General features: G+C 42.4%; 19 protein-coding genes. 1 reads left to right on the top strand and 18 read right to left on the bottom strand.

All coding sequences use genetic code 11. From position 1 onward, the window contains the following. Positions 1-23: 23 nt before the first annotated feature. From bshA to V6B33_RS15620, 5 genes are read right to left on the bottom strand one after another with little or no spacing between them, the layout of a single operon-like run. A complete protein-coding gene (gene bshA / locus V6B33_RS15640; protein WP_334218689.1) occupies positions 24-1,145 on the bottom strand; it encodes an N-acetyl-alpha-D-glucosaminyl L-malate synthase BshA in 1,122 nt (373 codons plus the stop codon). Between the two features lie 3 nt (positions 1,146-1,148). After that, the gene (gene bshB1 / locus V6B33_RS15635; RefSeq protein WP_334218688.1) at positions 1,149-1,853 is read right to left on the bottom strand and encodes a bacillithiol biosynthesis deacetylase BshB1; all 705 of its coding nucleotides are present in this window, start codon (positions 1,851-1,853) and stop codon (positions 1,149-1,151) included. Between the two features lies 1 nt (position 1,854). Next, on the bottom strand, positions 1,855-2,262 hold the full coding sequence (mgsA, locus tag V6B33_RS15630) for a methylglyoxal synthase (protein ID WP_334218687.1): 408 nt from the start codon (positions 2,260-2,262) through the stop codon (positions 1,855-1,857). Positions 2,263-2,273: 11 nt separating this feature from the next. Then, positions 2,274-3,044: a 4-hydroxy-tetrahydrodipicolinate reductase gene (gene dapB / locus V6B33_RS15625; protein ID WP_334218686.1), complete on the bottom strand. Its 771-nt coding sequence runs from the start codon at positions 3,042-3,044 to the stop codon at positions 2,274-2,276. After that, positions 3,031-3,384 carry a nucleotide pyrophosphohydrolase gene (locus V6B33_RS15620; protein ID WP_334218685.1) on the bottom strand — a complete coding sequence of 118 codons (354 nt, stop codon included), beginning with the start codon at positions 3,382-3,384 and terminating at the stop codon, positions 3,031-3,033. Before V6B33_RS15620 ends, dapB begins: the two co-directional genes overlap by 14 nt. Before the next feature lie 153 nt (positions 3,385-3,537). Between V6B33_RS15620 and V6B33_RS15615 the strand changes: the two genes are divergently transcribed. Next, on the top strand, positions 3,538-4,407 hold the full coding sequence (locus tag V6B33_RS15615) for a YitT family protein (protein WP_334218684.1): 870 nt from the start codon (positions 3,538-3,540) through the stop codon (positions 4,405-4,407). Positions 4,408-4,486: 79 nt separating this feature from the next. Here the strand turns inward: V6B33_RS15615 and V6B33_RS15610 are convergent, their stop codons facing one another. The 13 genes from V6B33_RS15610 to hisC all read right to left on the bottom strand — a co-directional run bounded on the left by V6B33_RS15610 (position 4,487) and on the right by hisC (position 16,169). Then, positions 4,487-5,164, bottom strand: a complete 678-nt coding sequence (locus V6B33_RS15610; protein ID WP_334218823.1) for a zinc metallopeptidase — start codon at positions 5,162-5,164, stop codon at positions 4,487-4,489. A gap of 62 nt (positions 5,165-5,226) precedes the next feature. Continuing rightward, positions 5,227-6,015, bottom strand: a complete 789-nt coding sequence (gene ypjB / locus V6B33_RS15605; RefSeq protein WP_334218683.1) for a sporulation protein YpjB — start codon at positions 6,013-6,015, stop codon at positions 5,227-5,229. Between the two features lie 68 nt (positions 6,016-6,083). After that, a complete protein-coding gene (locus V6B33_RS15600; RefSeq protein ID WP_334218822.1) occupies positions 6,084-6,680 on the bottom strand; it encodes a DUF1405 domain-containing protein in 597 nt (198 codons plus the stop codon). 80 nt (positions 6,681-6,760) lie between these two features. After that, positions 6,761-7,537 carry a menaquinol-cytochrome c reductase cytochrome b/c subunit gene (locus V6B33_RS15595; RefSeq protein ID WP_334218682.1) on the bottom strand — a complete coding sequence of 259 codons (777 nt, stop codon included), beginning with the start codon at positions 7,535-7,537 and terminating at the stop codon, positions 6,761-6,763. Positions 7,538-7,587: 50 nt separating this feature from the next. Further along, positions 7,588-8,262: a menaquinol-cytochrome c reductase cytochrome b subunit gene (gene qcrB, locus V6B33_RS15590; protein ID WP_172250609.1), complete on the bottom strand. Its 675-nt coding sequence runs from the start codon at positions 8,260-8,262 to the stop codon at positions 7,588-7,590. Positions 8,263-8,275: 13 nt separating this feature from the next. Then, the gene (locus V6B33_RS15585; RefSeq protein WP_334218681.1) at positions 8,276-8,785 is read right to left on the bottom strand and encodes a QcrA and Rieske domain-containing protein; all 510 of its coding nucleotides are present in this window, start codon (positions 8,783-8,785) and stop codon (positions 8,276-8,278) included. A gap of 140 nt (positions 8,786-8,925) precedes the next feature. After that, on the bottom strand, positions 8,926-9,387 hold the full coding sequence (locus V6B33_RS15580; RefSeq protein ID WP_334218680.1) for a YpiF family protein: 462 nt from the start codon (positions 9,385-9,387) through the stop codon (positions 8,926-8,928). 147 nt (positions 9,388-9,534) lie between these two features. Next, entirely contained in the window at positions 9,535-10,083 is a 549-nt protein-coding gene (locus V6B33_RS15575) for a ReoY family proteolytic degradation factor (RefSeq protein WP_334218679.1), read from the bottom strand. Positions 10,084-10,204: 121 nt separating this feature from the next. After that, the gene (locus V6B33_RS15570; RefSeq protein ID WP_334218678.1) at positions 10,205-11,464 is read right to left on the bottom strand and encodes a tetratricopeptide repeat protein; all 1,260 of its coding nucleotides are present in this window, start codon (positions 11,462-11,464) and stop codon (positions 10,205-10,207) included. Between the two features lie 86 nt (positions 11,465-11,550). Next, positions 11,551-12,000, bottom strand: a complete 450-nt coding sequence (locus V6B33_RS15565; RefSeq protein ID WP_334218677.1) for a hypothetical protein — start codon at positions 11,998-12,000, stop codon at positions 11,551-11,553. A 560-nt stretch (positions 12,001-12,560) separates the two neighbouring features. Further along, complete coding sequence (aroA, locus tag V6B33_RS15560) at positions 12,561-13,850, bottom strand: 3-phosphoshikimate 1-carboxyvinyltransferase (protein WP_334218676.1); 1,290 nt, start codon at positions 13,848-13,850, stop codon at positions 12,561-12,563. A gap of 11 nt (positions 13,851-13,861) precedes the next feature. Continuing rightward, complete coding sequence (locus V6B33_RS15555) at positions 13,862-14,965, bottom strand: prephenate dehydrogenase (RefSeq protein ID WP_334218675.1); 1,104 nt, start codon at positions 14,963-14,965, stop codon at positions 13,862-13,864. A gap of 103 nt (positions 14,966-15,068) precedes the next feature. Further along, positions 15,069-16,169, bottom strand: a complete 1,101-nt coding sequence (hisC, locus tag V6B33_RS15550; protein ID WP_334218674.1) for a histidinol-phosphate transaminase — start codon at positions 16,167-16,169, stop codon at positions 15,069-15,071. Positions 16,170-16,179: the final 10 nt, after the last annotated feature.

The following is a 16,179-nucleotide window of genomic DNA, read 5'->3' as shown; positions in this document are numbered from 1 at the left end:
CTTTCACAGCGAAAGTAGCTGTTTTACATTATTTCTCTATAAATTTTCTCATATTGCTCGAGAATTTTTTTCGAATGAAATTTCGTCCTCGCAGTTTCAAGTGCATTTTTCGATAGGGTTTCATGAAGCGAATCATTACCGAGCAGCCTGATTGCTTTTGAGGCAATTGTTTCTACATCACCGACCTCACAAATATAGCCATTGCTGCCGTCTTCGATGACTTCAGGAATCCCGCCAGTATCGGTACCGATGCATGGAACCCCGCATGCCATTGCTTCAAGGGCAACTAAACCGAAGCTTTCCTTCTCTGAGAGCAGAAGTTTCAAGTCGCTGATCGAATATAGTTCTTCCAGATTATCCTGCTTCCCAAGAAATAATACCCGGTCACGCAGCCCCAGGTCATTCACCTGCTTACATACGACAGTCATTTCAGGTCCATCGCCTACGAGGAGAAGCTTTGCCGGAATTTTTTTTTGTATCAGATTGAAAGATGATACGACATCCTTCACTCTTTTCACTCCGCGGAAGTTAGATACATGGATGACTGCCTTTTCATCTTCGTGGATGCCGTATTCCTTTCGTAAGTGACTTGAATCAACATGGCGGTATACCCGCTCGTCGATGAAATTGTAAACCGTTTTTATCTCTTTATCAGGGCGTATCAACTCATTTGTCTGGTCTGCGAGTGCATTGGAGACCGCCGTTACCACATCCGATTTTTCAATACCAAACCGGATTGCTCCCGTAAGTGACGGATCATATCCGAGTACAGTGATGTCTGTCCCGTGTAGGGTGGTCACGATCTTCACGTCTTTGTCAGCCATCTGCTTGCCCAAAATGGCACAAACCGCGTGCGGAATGGCATAATGCACGTGCAGGATGTCCAGGTTTTCGCGTTCGATGATTTCAGCCATCTTATTTGCAAGTGCTATATCATAAGGGGGATATTGAAATACTGAGTATTGATTGACTTCTACTTGATGAAAATAGATATTATGATACATTTTGTTGATCCTGAATGGAATACTGGACGTAATAAAATGAATTTCATGACCCTTTTCAGCAAGCAATTTACCAAGCTCAGTGGCGACTACTCCAGAACCTCCAACCGTAGGGTAGCAAGTAATTCCGATTTTCAATTTCATATGTCATTCTCCTAACAAGTCGTGATGCAGAATGAGCGTGTTAAAGGAGAAGAACCCTTCTGCATAAAGCATTCCAGCGTCTTTCCCCATCATTCTTTCTCTCGCTTCTATTGCTTCTATGTATTGCTCGGTCAATGGTGTCGAAACACCATTATTCCCTTTATCAAACTGACTTTCATAAGCCCGGAGACTGCCCAGCTTCTGATCGATATGGCTTTCGATATTTACGACAAAATGCGGTCTGTGAAAACCGTTGATGATATAGAAATACAGATGTGCAGCTTTATGTGCAGGTAGTGAAGGATTGAATTTCCGTACACCCGAAGAAAAATACGCCTCTCTCACCAACCTGGAAGCATTTCCATGGTCAGGATGCCGGTCCTGTTCATATGGAGCAAATACAGCTTTCGGCTTATATTTTCTAATGACCGCCACTACTTTACTAATATTTTCATCCGTGAGGAAAATACCGCGGTCAGGGATGTCAAGTGTCACCCTCTCGCTTATCCCCAGAAATTCAGCAGCTTTCATCGCTTCACGTTCCCTTACCGGGACAGATCCGTTGGATGAAAGTTCTGCCTTGGTCAAATCACAGATCACGACCCTTTTTCCTGCCTCTGCATATTTAGCAAGAGTTCCACCCATCCCGATTTCCACATCATCTGCATGCGCACCAAAGGCAAGGATATCCACTTTTTCTCTTGTCACATTAATCCTCCCTTTCGTTTTTAACGCCTCTCCACTGAATATCTCCTCTTTCCAACCCTTTCACCAATACTTCCGCTGTCCCCATGTTCGTCGCTAAAGGGACAGAATATACATCACAAAGCCTGATCAAAGCTGACACATCAGGCTCATGGGGCTGTGCGGTTAACGGGTCCCTGAAAAACAGGACAAGATCCATTTTATCATTTGCGATATAGGATCCAATTTCCTGATCCCCGCCTAATGGACCGGAACGGAAACGATGAACGGATAATCCCGTTTCTTCTGATATCCTCTTTCCGGTTGTACCCGTAGCAAAAAGAGTGTGCTTCTCAATGATCGGCTGGTACGCAAGTACGAAACGGATTAAGTCATCCTTTTTCTTATCATGAGCTATCAATGCAATATTCATCAGCTTCACCCCTAGTCCAAAATATTTTCTAAACCATAAACGAGCGTATTCAGGTTCATAACTGTCTCAACAGAAACTTTGACCCCGGACATGAAGCTTGTCCTGTTATAAGAATCATGACGCACAGTAAGCGTCTGTCCCTCTGCACCGAACATCACCTGCTGATGGGCTATCAACCCGGGCAGCCTGACACTATGGATATGCATACCGTCGATATCGGCACCCCTTGCACCGGAAATGGTTTCCTTTTCATTTTGGTGGCCCTGTGTTTTGGGTTCCCTTACTTCTTTGATCATTTCAGCTGTTTTGACGGCAGTTCCTGATGGAGCATCCAATTTTTGATCATGATGCAATTCAATGATTTCTATATCATCGAAGTACTTTGCTGCCATTTGCGAAAACTTCATCATTAATACAGCACCGATAGCGAAGTTTGGGGCGATGATGCAGCCAAGCTCCCTGGACTCGGCAAGCTCTTTTAGTTCGGAGAGTTCCCCTGCCGTAAAGCCTGTGGTTCCAACGACCGGCCTGACGCCATATTCCAACGCAGTTTTCGTATGCATATAGCCGACTTCAGGTGTAGTGAGATCGATCAGGACATCTGGAGTTTCCTCTTTCAAACATTCTGATATTTCATTATAAACAGGAACGTCGAGGTTCGCTTCGCCTTTATGATCGACCACACTGATCAAAGTAAAATGCGGGGTGTCCTGAACCAGTTCCACTGCTTCTCTCCCCATTCTGCCTCTTGGCCCTGCAATGGTGACTTTAATTTGTTCCATGCTCTTCACCGCCTTCTTTTCTTGTCCAACGATCTTTATCGCGAGTATTGAACTTGTTCATGACCCGATCATGAGCACCCTCGAGGCTGATATCCAGAGAATTCGCCATGCAGATAAGAACAAACAAAACATCGCCGAGTTCTTCTTCAACTGTTTTCTCTTTTTCTGTATTTTTCTTCGGTTTTTCACCATAATAATGGTTAATTTCGCGTGCGAGTTCTCCCAACTCTTCAGTCAACCTGGCCGTCATCGCAAGCGGGCTGAAATAACCTTCTTTAAATTGGCTTATGTATTGATCAACTTCAGTCTGTAATTGACTCATGGTTTTTTCGTTGGTCATCTTGAAAGACACACTCCTTCATCATCTTTTATCATGTTAGCTAAATCTTATCATATTTACAAATATTACGTTTAAAGGATTGCCACATCAAAACGCTTCCTATATAATGTCTCTGTTAATTGGAAATCTATCATCAAAGGAGGGACATCGCCAATGCTCGAATTACGGTTTAAAAATATCTTTTTCATTCTATTAGGTTCTGCAATCTTTGCCTTTGGCCTTGTACATTTTAATATGCAGAATGAACTTGCAGAAGGTGGATTTACGGGTATTACGTTAATCCTATACTTCCTGTTCGATATCGATCCTTCCTACTCTAATCTTGCCCTAAATATACCTCTGTTTTTCATCGGGTGGAAGCTTCTCGGAAAGAAGGCGTTTTATTACACAATTATCGGTACCGTGAGTCTATCAGTGTTCCTATGGATTTTTCAACGTTATCAAATGGTGATCCACCTTGAGGATGACTTATTTCTTGTAGCTCTATTTGCAGGTGTTTTCATAGGAATCGGCCTGGGGATCATTTTCAGATACGGTGGAACAACAGGCGGTGTTGATATCATCGCCAGATTAGTACACAAGTACATCGGATGGAGTATGGGAAAAACCATGTTTATGTTCGATGCTGTGGTCATCATCGCTTCTCTTATCACATACCTGGAATACAGGGAAGCCATGTACACATTGGTAGCTGTATTTGTCGCAGCCAAAGTAATAGACTTCATGCAGGAAGGGGCATATTCTGCACGGGGTGCGATGATTATTTCTGATCATCATGAAGAAATCGCGGGAGTAATTAATGAAAAGATGGATCGCGGTGTCACTGTTTTGAGGGGTCATGGTTCCTTCACTAAGCTGGACCGGGAAGTGCTATACTGTGTCGTTGGGAAAAATGAAATTGTTCGACTGAAAAATATTATAACAGCTGTGGACCCACATGCTTTTGTTTCTGTAACGGTCGTTCATGATGTTCTTGGTGAAGGATTTACACTTGATGCAGACAAGAACCCCCTCAATGACTAAACTGATCTAAAATGGGATCCTCCATAATGAAAGAGGCTGAGACACTTTTGTCCCAGCCTCTTCTTTCGTTACCGTGAAATTAGTCTTCACCCTGCATACCGGTAAAGATCAATACAAGTCTTAGGAGCTCGATTACCGCTACTGCAGCTGCTGCTACATATGTCATCGCGGCTGCATTTAATACTTTCTTTGCATGCCGTTCTTCTTCATTGCGGATCAATCCCAGCGAAACAATTTGATTCATCGCACGGGATGATGCATTGAATTCAACAGGAAGAGTGATTAATTGGAAGACAACACCCGCTGCCAGCAGGACGATACCGAGAAGGAACATGCCTGTCATTTGTGTAAACATTCCAATGAGCAGGAAGATCCAAGACATATTCGAACCGATATTTGCAACCGGCACCAAAGCATGCCTGAAACGAAGAAAAGCATAGCTTTCAGCGTCCTGGATGGCGTGTCCTACTTCATGGGCTGCAACAGCAGCCCCGGCTACTGAATGGCCATGATAGTTATCGGGTGATAATGCAACCGTTTTTGAAATCGGATTGTAGTGGTCGCTCAGGAAGCCCCTGCCCTCTACCACCTTTACATCAAAGAGTCCATTCTCATCAAGTATCTTTCTTGCCATTTCCCTTCCGGTCTTACCGGAAGTCGTAGCCACTCTTGAATATTTTTTAAACGTACTTTTCACCCGCATTTGTGCCCAGATCGGGATCAATGCAATGAGTAAAAAGTAGATAATAAAACTCATCATTGTCACAAAAACCTCCAGATGTTCAGATAACTAAATTTTATATTGCTATAAAGATTCTGTCAATTTTTTTGCCGTTCTGATGAAGGAGCTTCTCCCTGTCCCCTGTATTTTCTCCAACCTACATAAGATAATGTAGAGACAATAATACTTCCGGTTGAAATAATCACCCACCATAAAGAAGGATCTGCTTCATCTTCCTTTTTATTTTCAAAAAGATGCTCAAGATCTGATTGCAGGGTTGTTAATTCTGCCATTGCGTCAGTGCTTTCCAGAACTTTTTGCCGATAATGATCCAGATAAGATATCCTTGCATCCAATGCCTGTGCCTGGTCTACTGGAATATCCAGTTTGATACTTGGCTGTATGATGTTGTATTTCGATAAAAACAAATTCAGTTCTGTATGATATTGTTCGCTGTTTCCGCTTTCAGCCGCCGATTTCACGCCATTAAAAGCTTCCATCAGCGGATCTTCCATTTCAATCCAAAGAGGCTGATAATGACTTGATAATGCATCCATGACTAACCTGAATCTTGTGACAGCATTCACTTTCTGTTCAATTCCGGAATTCGTCTGATTAATGGTTTCTAAAGCAAGATTATGTGAGATCGTCAGGATCCTCAGCTCATCCATTGAAAACGACTGGTGCATGCTTTGTACAGTAAACTCTTCCGAAAAATGATTCAGTAAATGTTTCGCTTCCTCATATTTACCGGCTTTAGTCATTTGCAATGCCTGATCGGCGATATCATCTAGTTCATTTACTGGAGACGGAGCGTGATCTGCTAGAGAAATATGCGGAGCTGAAAATAAAAAGAATAGGATAAACACTGCTTTCATGAATTTCATACTTGTCCCCCCTAAAACTACTAATAAAGTGTATGAAAGGGTGGACAAGAGTAGACCAAAAAAGCTCTCTAAAAGTTGGGATCCAAATGGTAACGAGGTGTCTTTTGGGTGAAATAATAGGCTAGTGCAATCGAAAAAATGCTGAGCCAGAATGTAAAATAACCAATGTTCTGTATGTAAAGAAATAACTTGGAATAAACAGGGAATTGCATGTAAACATAATCAATAATATCATTATGTAAAGTCCAAAGTGCACCTGCAGCCAAGTGCCACATTTTCACTCGATAGAATGAAGAATATAATAGGCCCTGCAAAGCCATCGCACCATGGGATACCATCAACATATATCCTTCCCACGGCAGTTCACCGCTGACCATTAAGGTGAGCAGATTCATGACGACAGCCCAGACCCCATATTTGAATAATGTAATGATTGCCAGCACCTCAAAAAGCGGCCAATTCCTGTTCCTCAGGAACGCAATCAGGACGAAACAAAAGAAGAGACTTGCTGTAGGGCTGTCAGGAACAAAGATCATGAATTGATCCGGTGTATTTCTCAATTGAGGCATGTACCAAATATAACCGTAAATCGTACCTAAGAGATTTACGATGAGCAGCAACCATATAAAAGCTTTATTTGTCAAAATGGAGAAAAGCCAAGTAATCATCGTACCGGCCCCTTTCTTATAAAAGAGTTTCATCGTAGAAAAAAAGAGCCAACATCTGCTGGCTCTTTTTATACATGTTATTCTGCTTTCAGTCCGGAAATGAATTCAGCCAGTTTATCCAGCTCTTCATCCGTACCTTTGAATAAACCTGCCGGCATCCCAGGAGGCTTACCATTTTTGGCGATGTCTTTAATTTCTTCAGGCTTCAGTCCTGTTCCGACTAAAGATGGCGCCGCTGCTCCACCTGTCATATTTTCACCGTGACAAGTGATACAGCTGTTTTTAGCATCAGAAAAGATTTTATACCCTTCAGATTCTTTATCGATTTCTGCTTCCGCCACGATCTTTCCTTGTTCTTTCGCTGCTTCCCAGTCATGAGTTGCAACAGATTCCCAAGTCAGGAAGTAAGTGGCTGCAAGAGCTAACAGCATGAATCCAGTTGCAAATGGACGCTTTGTCGGACGGCGTTCAGGTCCTCTGTCAATGAATGGTGCAAGAAGCAGCGCTCCAAAAGCAATCCCTGGAATGATGAATGCTCCAATCACATTATAAGGTCCAGATGCATATGTGTACTTAAGTAATTGGTATAAGAATAAGAAATACCAGTCAGGCAATGGAATATATCCAGTATCCGTAGGATCGGCGATACGTTCTAACGGTGATGGATGTGCAACCGTTAAACATAAGTAACCAATCAGGAAAACAGCCCCTACCAGCCATTCTTTCAGTAAAAAGTTTGGCCAGAAAGCTTCTGTTTTTCCAGGGAACTCCGAATAATCTTTAGGAATATTCGGTTTTCTGTTTGCAGGCACACGAGAATCACCAACAAACTTCATCCCTTTTCCTCGATGCATAGTGTCCCCCTCCTTTTAGTAGGTTTATCAGATTTTCAATAAATCGTATCTTATAGCGGTCCGGAAATACCTTGCTTCCGGATCATCAGGAAGTGAGCTCCCATTAATCCAAGAAGTGCAGCAGGCAGGAAGAATACGTGAATCGCGAAGAAACGCGTTAACGTTTGAGCACCTACAATTGTAGCATCACCGGCTAAGAGCGTTTTCACTTGTTCACCGATGAATGGCGTTGCAGCCGCAATTTCAAGACCAACCTTCGTTGCGAATAGCGCTTTCATATCCCACGGCAATAAATAACCGGTGAATCCAAGCCCTAACATGACGAAGAAAATAAGTACTCCAACAACCCAGTTCAATTCACGAGGTTTCTTGTATGCACCTTGGAAGAATACACGCAGTGTATGTAAGAACATCATTACGATTACCAAGCTTGCTCCCCAGTGATGCATTCCACGGACGATTTGACCGAATGCTACTTCGTTTTGCAGATAATAAACTGATTCCCAAGCGTTCTTGATATCGGGTACATAGTACATAGTCAGGAACATACCAGATAAGATTTGGATCACGGTTACGAAGAAAGTCAGACCGCCGAAACAGTAAACAAACGCAGAGAAGTGATGCGCAGGGTTTACGTGTTCAGGTACTTCGTGGTCCGCAATATCCCGCCACATAGGCGTAATGTCCAAACGCTCGTCAACCCAGTCATAGATTTTGTTCAGCACAGATTACGCCCCCTTACTTAACATATTTATTTGGTTCAGGTTGTCCAAGGTATAAAATACCGTCTTTCTCTTTTGTCGGATATGTATCCAACGGTGCTGTCGGTGGTGTACCAGGAATGTTTTTACCATTTTTCTCATACATTCCACCATGGCAAGGGCAATAGAACTTATTCGGGTTATTCTTGTCTCCGGCCCAGTTGACTGTGCATCCAAGATGCTTACATACTGGTGAAAGAGCAATGATATTACCTTCCTTGTTCTTGTATACCCATGCAGTGTGAGTAACTTCTGATGTGTACCACGCATCTTTTTGTTCATAAGAATAGTCGACACGAACTGGTTCATTCGTTAGTTCTGATACTTTTTGCTTCGTCGCAATAAAATCTCCGGCAGCTGAAGTTTTCAATACTGGATCGACAGCAAATCGAACCATTGGCATCAGCATTCCTGCTGCCATGAAACCGCCTACACCCGTAAGTGTATAGTTAAGGAATTGACGTCTCGATACACGATGCTTGCTCATCCTTTTCCCCCCTCTATCGTAAGGTAAGTCCATCGGACATATTTCGCACAAATATAAAACTAGGACATAACTATGATATATTAAAGTTATTACAAGGTCAATAACTCAATAAACTAAAAGATGGATACTATGTGAAGTTTTTATGAATTTTTTTGCCATTTTTGTACAATGACATTCAACAGCTGTTTCACTTGATCTTCCATGATTGAGTGCTTATATTGTTCGTCCAAATGTTCCAGCGGGATTGACGGGATCCATATCAGTTGATCATTAAAAGCCTGTTCCGACTTTTTCCACTCACTATCGGAAGTAAGAAAGAAAACATGTTTCACTCCGCTTTCCTTCATTCGTGTCTCCCATTCCTGCACTTCTCCGGTTTTGCCTTCATTGGTTCCCATCAGGTAGGTAAATGGAGGCGTTATCATCATCCGCCCCTTGAATTGCCTCTCCAAATGGAGGGTGAGCAGTGATATGAATTCGGTCTGGGCTGCCGACGATTTGATATCGTTTATGAAATCAACGGGAATCATCGGGATCACAGCGGTATCTATGTATTCTTTCTCCGTTTCAAAAAGTTCAATATCCTTTACATTCCAATTCATCTTGTTCCCTCACTTTTTTCTATCATTTTATACCTCCCATCATATCATTTAATCCTTCTTTTTATAAAGGAAATTCACTTATTCCGTAGTATGTACAATATAATGGAAGCTATGAATAAGAATGAAAAAAAAGAATGAAGGAAGTCTTCATTCTTTTTTCTCCAGTGTATTCAGTTCTTTCGTCAATTTATTGAAGGATTCTTTATCCCCGTTATCCAAAGCACGATCAATTGCTTCCAACAGTCGATTTTTTTGAAATGAATGCAAGCTCTCTTTCAAGAACTGTTCTGCAACGATCCGGTCCTTTTCATTAATCAGCAGGTATTTCGGCATGAATGGATTCTCTTCCAGCACCGCTGCGAATTGGTAACTTGAATTGGCTTTACTGAAGTTCAGTTGGATATAGATATCTTCATCTTTATTCAATCGGATATCATGAAATGATTTTTCAGCATCGGTCGTCATGATGTTTTCTTTGTAGAAACGGAATGGAACATCTTCAACACAATGAGTCGACATCACTAAGCCTCTTGGACAATATTGCGATTCTTCTACAAAGTGTACTTTCTTCATTAACTGATCGTGACTCATCAAATAATTTAATATCCATACACATTCTCTTCTTTTCAATTGATAACGATTTAAAAACCAGCGAATAAATTCTTTCTTCTCGTTGACAGAAACAGGGGTGGTCATAGGTTTCCCTCCTCTGCGAAATCCAATTTAATTAATAAACCGGTCTAATGATAATGTTCGTTCCCATTCAGGCAATTGCAGCTTTGTACCTGCCGGCCAGTCGTCTTCATTCAACCCCGGGTCAGTCTTGCAGTCTTTCAATCAATTCCTGCCACTCATCATTTGAAGGATCCATATTAAGGAGTTCTTTATATACTTCTATTGCTTCTCCCCTTAGTCCTTCTTCAGCAAGGAATTCTCCGTACTCTGCCAGGAACTCCACATGATTCTTAAAATAAGTATATGCAGCCCGGTAATGTTTTAATGCATGATTATATTGTTCAAGCCCCTCGTATGCTTTTGCAAGATCCCAGATAATCTGAGGTTCCTCTTCTCCTTCTGCCTTCAGCATTTGGGCGATTTCCAATACATCTTCAAAGCGATCCTGGATAAAGAACAGCTTATTGATGAGCAGGGCTGCTTCCAAGTATCCTGGATCGAGTGCAAGTGCATCCCTCAGCAATTTCTCCGCTTCTCTTTCCATGCCGAGCTTCAGGGATATCCTCCCCCCATAAAGGTTCAGTTCTTTGTTGTATTGGTCCTGCTTGACTCCTTCATGTATGACACTCATGCTGTCTTCGAGCTGCTCTTCATGTTCATAAGCCTTTGCAAGCAGCAAATACACTGAATGGTAATCAGGATCGAGTTCTTTAACGGAGACAAGTTTTTCAATTGCCGTTTCATAAAAGCCCGCCTGATAAGCAGTAAATGCATAACCGAACAACGTATTGATTTCCAAATGCTCTTCAATGGCTTTCTCATAGTGTGATAATGCCTCTTCAAAAGATCCACCCACACTGTATGCTTCAGCCAGACGCTGATGGATGTAAGTACCGCCGATCTCCGTGGTTCCACGTTCAATCAAATGGCTGTAATACCTGATCGCTTCGAGAAATCTTCCCGTTTCAGCGTATAACTCACCAAGGCCGAAATGAATGACAGGTTCGTCGGGCAAAAGCTCTTTAGCCTTCAGGAGCTTTTGTTCACTAACCTCAAAGAGACCCTGCATCTGATACAGATCTGCCATTAACAGCAAAGCCCGTGGATAGGAAATGTCACCTTCATCTAATTGTGAAAGTTGTTCGATTGCTTCTTCTTCCTTATCCATTTCAACCAACACTTCTGCAAGTTCGATGATCAATTCACCTTCGCCGGGATAATATAAAAGCAGATTTTCATATAACTCTTTCGCTTCTTCTAGAAATCCTAATTGGTGAAGCTCTTCTGCCAAGCTGAATTTTTCTTCATGACTGCCGAACTTCAATGTTTCTTTAAAGTGCTTCTTCGCTTCTTCCAATTGACCTTCTTCCAAAGAAGTTATCATTTTTTCTCCGTAAGACATGTTTATTTCCTTTCTATACTGCATTATTTTCTATAAAAATAGCATACCTTTCCTCATGCTGGAGAACTCATTGCCAAATCGGACTGTCAGTTGAAAAATCCCGGAGTTTGAATTCTGAGTTCTTTTCCTGCACCAGGATAAAAGTAGCCCTGATCATGTAAATAGTAATACTTCCCTCTATTCATTGTACATTTTAGTTCATGACTTTCATAATGAAATGAATCGCTGTCAGGCACGGGCAGCTCCTCACTCTTCATATAGAGGTTATAACTTATTTCTCCACCTGACAGGAAATTTCCTCTATGCGGGTATATGCCAATTTTTTTCAATTTTTCTATGGACATTGGGACTTTTTGCGGTATTTCTTCTGAAAAATGAGGAATTTTCTCGAATTCCATAGTTTTTTGCCAAATTTTAAGATGCTTTATTTTTTCTTTTTTGTCCAGTTTTGTCGTAAAAAAGGGGATAAAAGTAATGGGGTAATCAAGTAACAGCCCTTTAATCCATCCCCATTTAACCGATTTAAATGCTATCATGTCATCCAGCTTCAACCAAATGACCGGAACTTTATTCCGTTTACATAACCTGATGATCTCGGGTGTTATCAACCGTGGCGGGGAAACCAGACCGATTGTATAATCAAGGGGGCTGTTTAAAAGACATGTTTTACATTCCTGAAGTTTATCATGAAATTCAAATTCATACGAAATAGTAAAAGACGTCAGGATGGTGGTACACCCTTTTGATATAAAATGGTTCAGTACATAGGTCTTGAAAGAAGTAAATTCTCGATCGACGGGGAACTCCAGATCACACATTACATGTACAGGGGTCATGATGAAGGGGGAAACATTCAATCTCATATGGTTATAATGAGAAAAACTATTTCTTATAGCAGTTATGCGGTCCTCCTCAATCAACAAAGAAATTTCACGGAGGTTGTCTTGGATTGCACAGCAGGCACGTTCGATAATATATTTACTCATCACTTCACCTTCCTTTATAGACAAGCTATGAAGAAAGGGAAATGGAAATGACTGTTTGTTCATAAATTTACGGAAGAAGACAGGGGGTCTTCTTCCGTAAGGAATCAGAATTACTTTACCAGTATATTTAAATCTTCAAAGAATTGGGGATAAGAAATTTTAATGGCATCAGCATCTTCCAAATAAACAGGAGAATCCGTTATTAAAGAGGCTACTGCAAGCGTCATTCCGATTCTGTGATCTCCCCATGAATGGACGTCTGATCCTTGGAGTGTATTAGTCCCCTCAATGATCATACCGTCATCTGTCGCTGTAATATTGGCACCAAGCTTCTTCAGTTCCTGTACAACGGCATCAATTCTATTCGTTTCTTTGACTTTTAATTCTTCTGCGTCTTTGATGATGGTTGTACCTTTTGCCTGTGTTGCCAATAACGCAATCACAGGGATCTCATCAATAAGTGTTGGAATCAGATCTCCCCCAATTTCAATCCCATTGAGATCGGAGGTTTCCACAATGATATCGCCGATTCTTTCCCCCGAAGCCGGCTTTTCCATCACTTCCATTCTTGCGCCCATTCTTCGCATGACTTCGACGATACCTGTTCTTGTTTCATTTAACCCTACGTTCTTTAAGGTGACCCTGCTGCCTTTCACGATCGCAGCAGCAGTCATAAAAAATGCAGCACTGGAAATATCTCCAGGGACATACACATCGGTCCCGCTGAGTATTTGTCCTCCGCGAAGCTTAATCGTATCTTCCTGCCTCTCGATTTCCCCGCCGAATTCAAGAATCATCTTCTCAGTATGGTCCCTTGTTCTTTGAGGCTCGGTGATTTCTGTCACGCCTTCTGCCTGCAGTCCCGCTAACAAGATGGCGGATTTCACTTGGGCACTTGCGACAGGAAGGCTGTATTTAATGGCTTTTAAGCTGCCTCCTCGTATGGACAGCGGCGTGAAGTTACCTCCATCTCTTCCATCGATAGCCGTACCGAATAGCTTTAAAGGATCTGTCACTCTTTTCATTGGACGCTTTGCAATGGATTCATCTCCGATCAAGACAGAATGAAATGGTCTGCCAGCCAAGACACCCATCATCAGTCTGGTCGTCGTCCCTGAATTTCCTGTATCCAATATTTCAGCGGGCTCTGACAAGGAGTCCCAACCGCTGCCTTCCACTATTACTGCATCTTCTTGCAGCTTGATATCTGCACCCAATTTACGGAAACATGATATTGTGCTTAAACAATCTTCCCCCATCAGGAAATTATGAATCGTCGTCCTCCCTTCCGCTACAGCGCCAAACATGACTGCGCGATGGGAAATCGACTTATCCCCGGGAACATGGAGTTCCCCATTTAATCCTTGTTCCGGCTTTGTTAGTTTTAATTTATTCTCCATCGTTCTCCTCCTTAATCGATAAACAACTCGTAAGTTGTCTTTTCTTTCAGACATTCCACTGCTCTTTTACGATCTTCAATGGTTTGAAAGCTGATGACCAAAACACCGTATAAATCCTCACGGGTTTCAAGGATTCGAATATTGGTCAAGCTGATTCTTTCTTCCGCTAAAAAGGCGGTCAACTCTGATATGATTCCCGGATAATCGGGAACATCAATATATAAGTCGTAAAAAGCTGGAATAGCCCCTTTCGACAGGACGGGAAGCTCATCACGAAATACCTTTGCCTCATGAAAGTAACTGTATATCTTATCCGAATCATTTTCTCTTATCATCCCAATAACTTCTTCCATTTCTACTTTCCACTTTCCGAGTATATCCAGCAACACATGACTGTTTTGCAGTGTGATATCTTTCCACATCACCGGATTCGAAGAAGCAATTCTTGTAATATCACGAAATCCGCCCGCAGCAAGTCTCTTCAGATAAGGGTGCTCCCCTGAAGAATCCTTCGCTCGATGAACAAGGGACGCTGCGATGATGTGAGGGAAGTGGCTGATCATACCCGTCAGTTCATCGTGTTCATCTGAATGAACGACAAGAAACTTTGCACGTGTTCCGCTTAGCCATCTCTTAAGTGTATCAACCCTATCATTATGGATACTCTCAGGCGGTGTGAGCATATAAAAGGCATTTTCAAATAGAATTTTCTTCGCCGCACTTACTCCGCTTTTATGAGAACCTGCCATCGGATGTCCGCCTATGAAGGTGACTCCTTTGCTGATCAAAGGCAGTGATGCTCTCATAATACATTCTTTCGTGCTTCCCGTATCGGTGACTATGACATCCGATTTCAGATTGGTGTTATGTAATATCTTCAGAATTTTTTCAGTTTGGGTGACCGGCGTTGATATAATGATAAGGTCCGCATTTTCAGCACCTTGTTCCAATGACAAAGCCATTTCATCAATCACGCCGAGTGTTTTGGCAAGACGTAATTCATTATGATTTACATCATATCCGGTGATTGAGGCATATTGGTGTTCTTCTTTTATGCAAAGCGCAAGAGAACCTCCGATCAATCCCATACCCACGATCAATACATTGCCTTCCATTCTACTTCTCTCCCTTACATGAGACTTTCATGCATTTGAAAAAAGCCGGACAGGTTAACTTGATGACCCTCCGGCTGCCGTTTATTCAATTATCAGCGATTTGTCAGTATTGCCTCGCAAGAGCAAGAAACTCCTTCATCAGTGAGATCAACTCTTCATTTTGTTCTGCCGACCCGACTGTAATTCTGACAGATTGAGGATAACCCAGCGCTTCGCCTGAACGGACAATATACCCCTTACTCATCAGATATCGGAAGACTTCATCCCCGCTGACCCCGAAGTCAATCAGGATAAAGTTCGCTTGGGATTTCAAAAATCTCACTCCGCTGATTTCACAAAACTCATAAAACTGGCGGAGCCCATTCCGATTCAGCTTCCTGCACTCTTTGATGAATTCCTGATCCTCCAATGCAGCTGAGGCAGCCCCCTGTGCGAGGGAATTGTTGTTGAAAGGTTCCCTGATCGGTTCCAATTTACTGATTACATCCATGCTCCCCACGCCATAACCTATTCTGAAGCCAGCTAAGCCGTAAGCTTTTGAAAAGGTCCTTGTCACCAAAAGGTGTGGATAGGTTTGAAGTAATTCTATGGAATCATAATAATCCTCAGCAGTGACATATTCAAAATAGGCTTCATCCAATACGACCAATACACCTGAAGGAACACGGTCGAGGAAGTCGATAAGTTCTTCTTTACGAATGTATTCGCCTGTTGGATTATTCGGGGAGCACAACCAGACAACAGCAGTTGTCTCATCAACGCAGTCAAGCATCTTCCCGAGCTGATGCCTTCCCTCCCCGTCGAGGGGAACCTCCCTTACCTCTGCCCCCTCTACAATCGCGTTATGTTTGTATTGGGGAAAGGTAGGTGCGGCCATCACAGTGCTTTTCGTGTGATCGAGCAGTGCTCTTGAAACCATTTGAATCACTTCATCCGAGCCGTTCCCAAAGAGCAGCTGCTGCGGCTCCACTGACAAATGGCCGGCTACTTTCATGCGCAATTGCTTTGCGTACCCGTCCGGATAAATGGCATGCGACGCAGCTGCAGAAGAAATGAAGGACTTTACTTTTGGAGAGCATCCATATGGGTTCTCATTTGATGCAAGCTTCACTACTTTTTCAAGATTGAATTGCTCTTTGACATCTTCCATCGTCTTTCCGGGTTGATATGCTTTAAGATCGTGTAATTGAGATTTCCATTGCATATACAAAACT

The sequence above is a fragment of the Mangrovibacillus sp. Mu-81 genome (genome assembly GCF_036867415.1).
GTDB lineage: Bacteria > Bacillota > Bacilli > Bacillales > Bacillaceae_B > Rossellomorea.
This window is presented reverse-complemented; position numbering and strand designations above follow the sequence as displayed.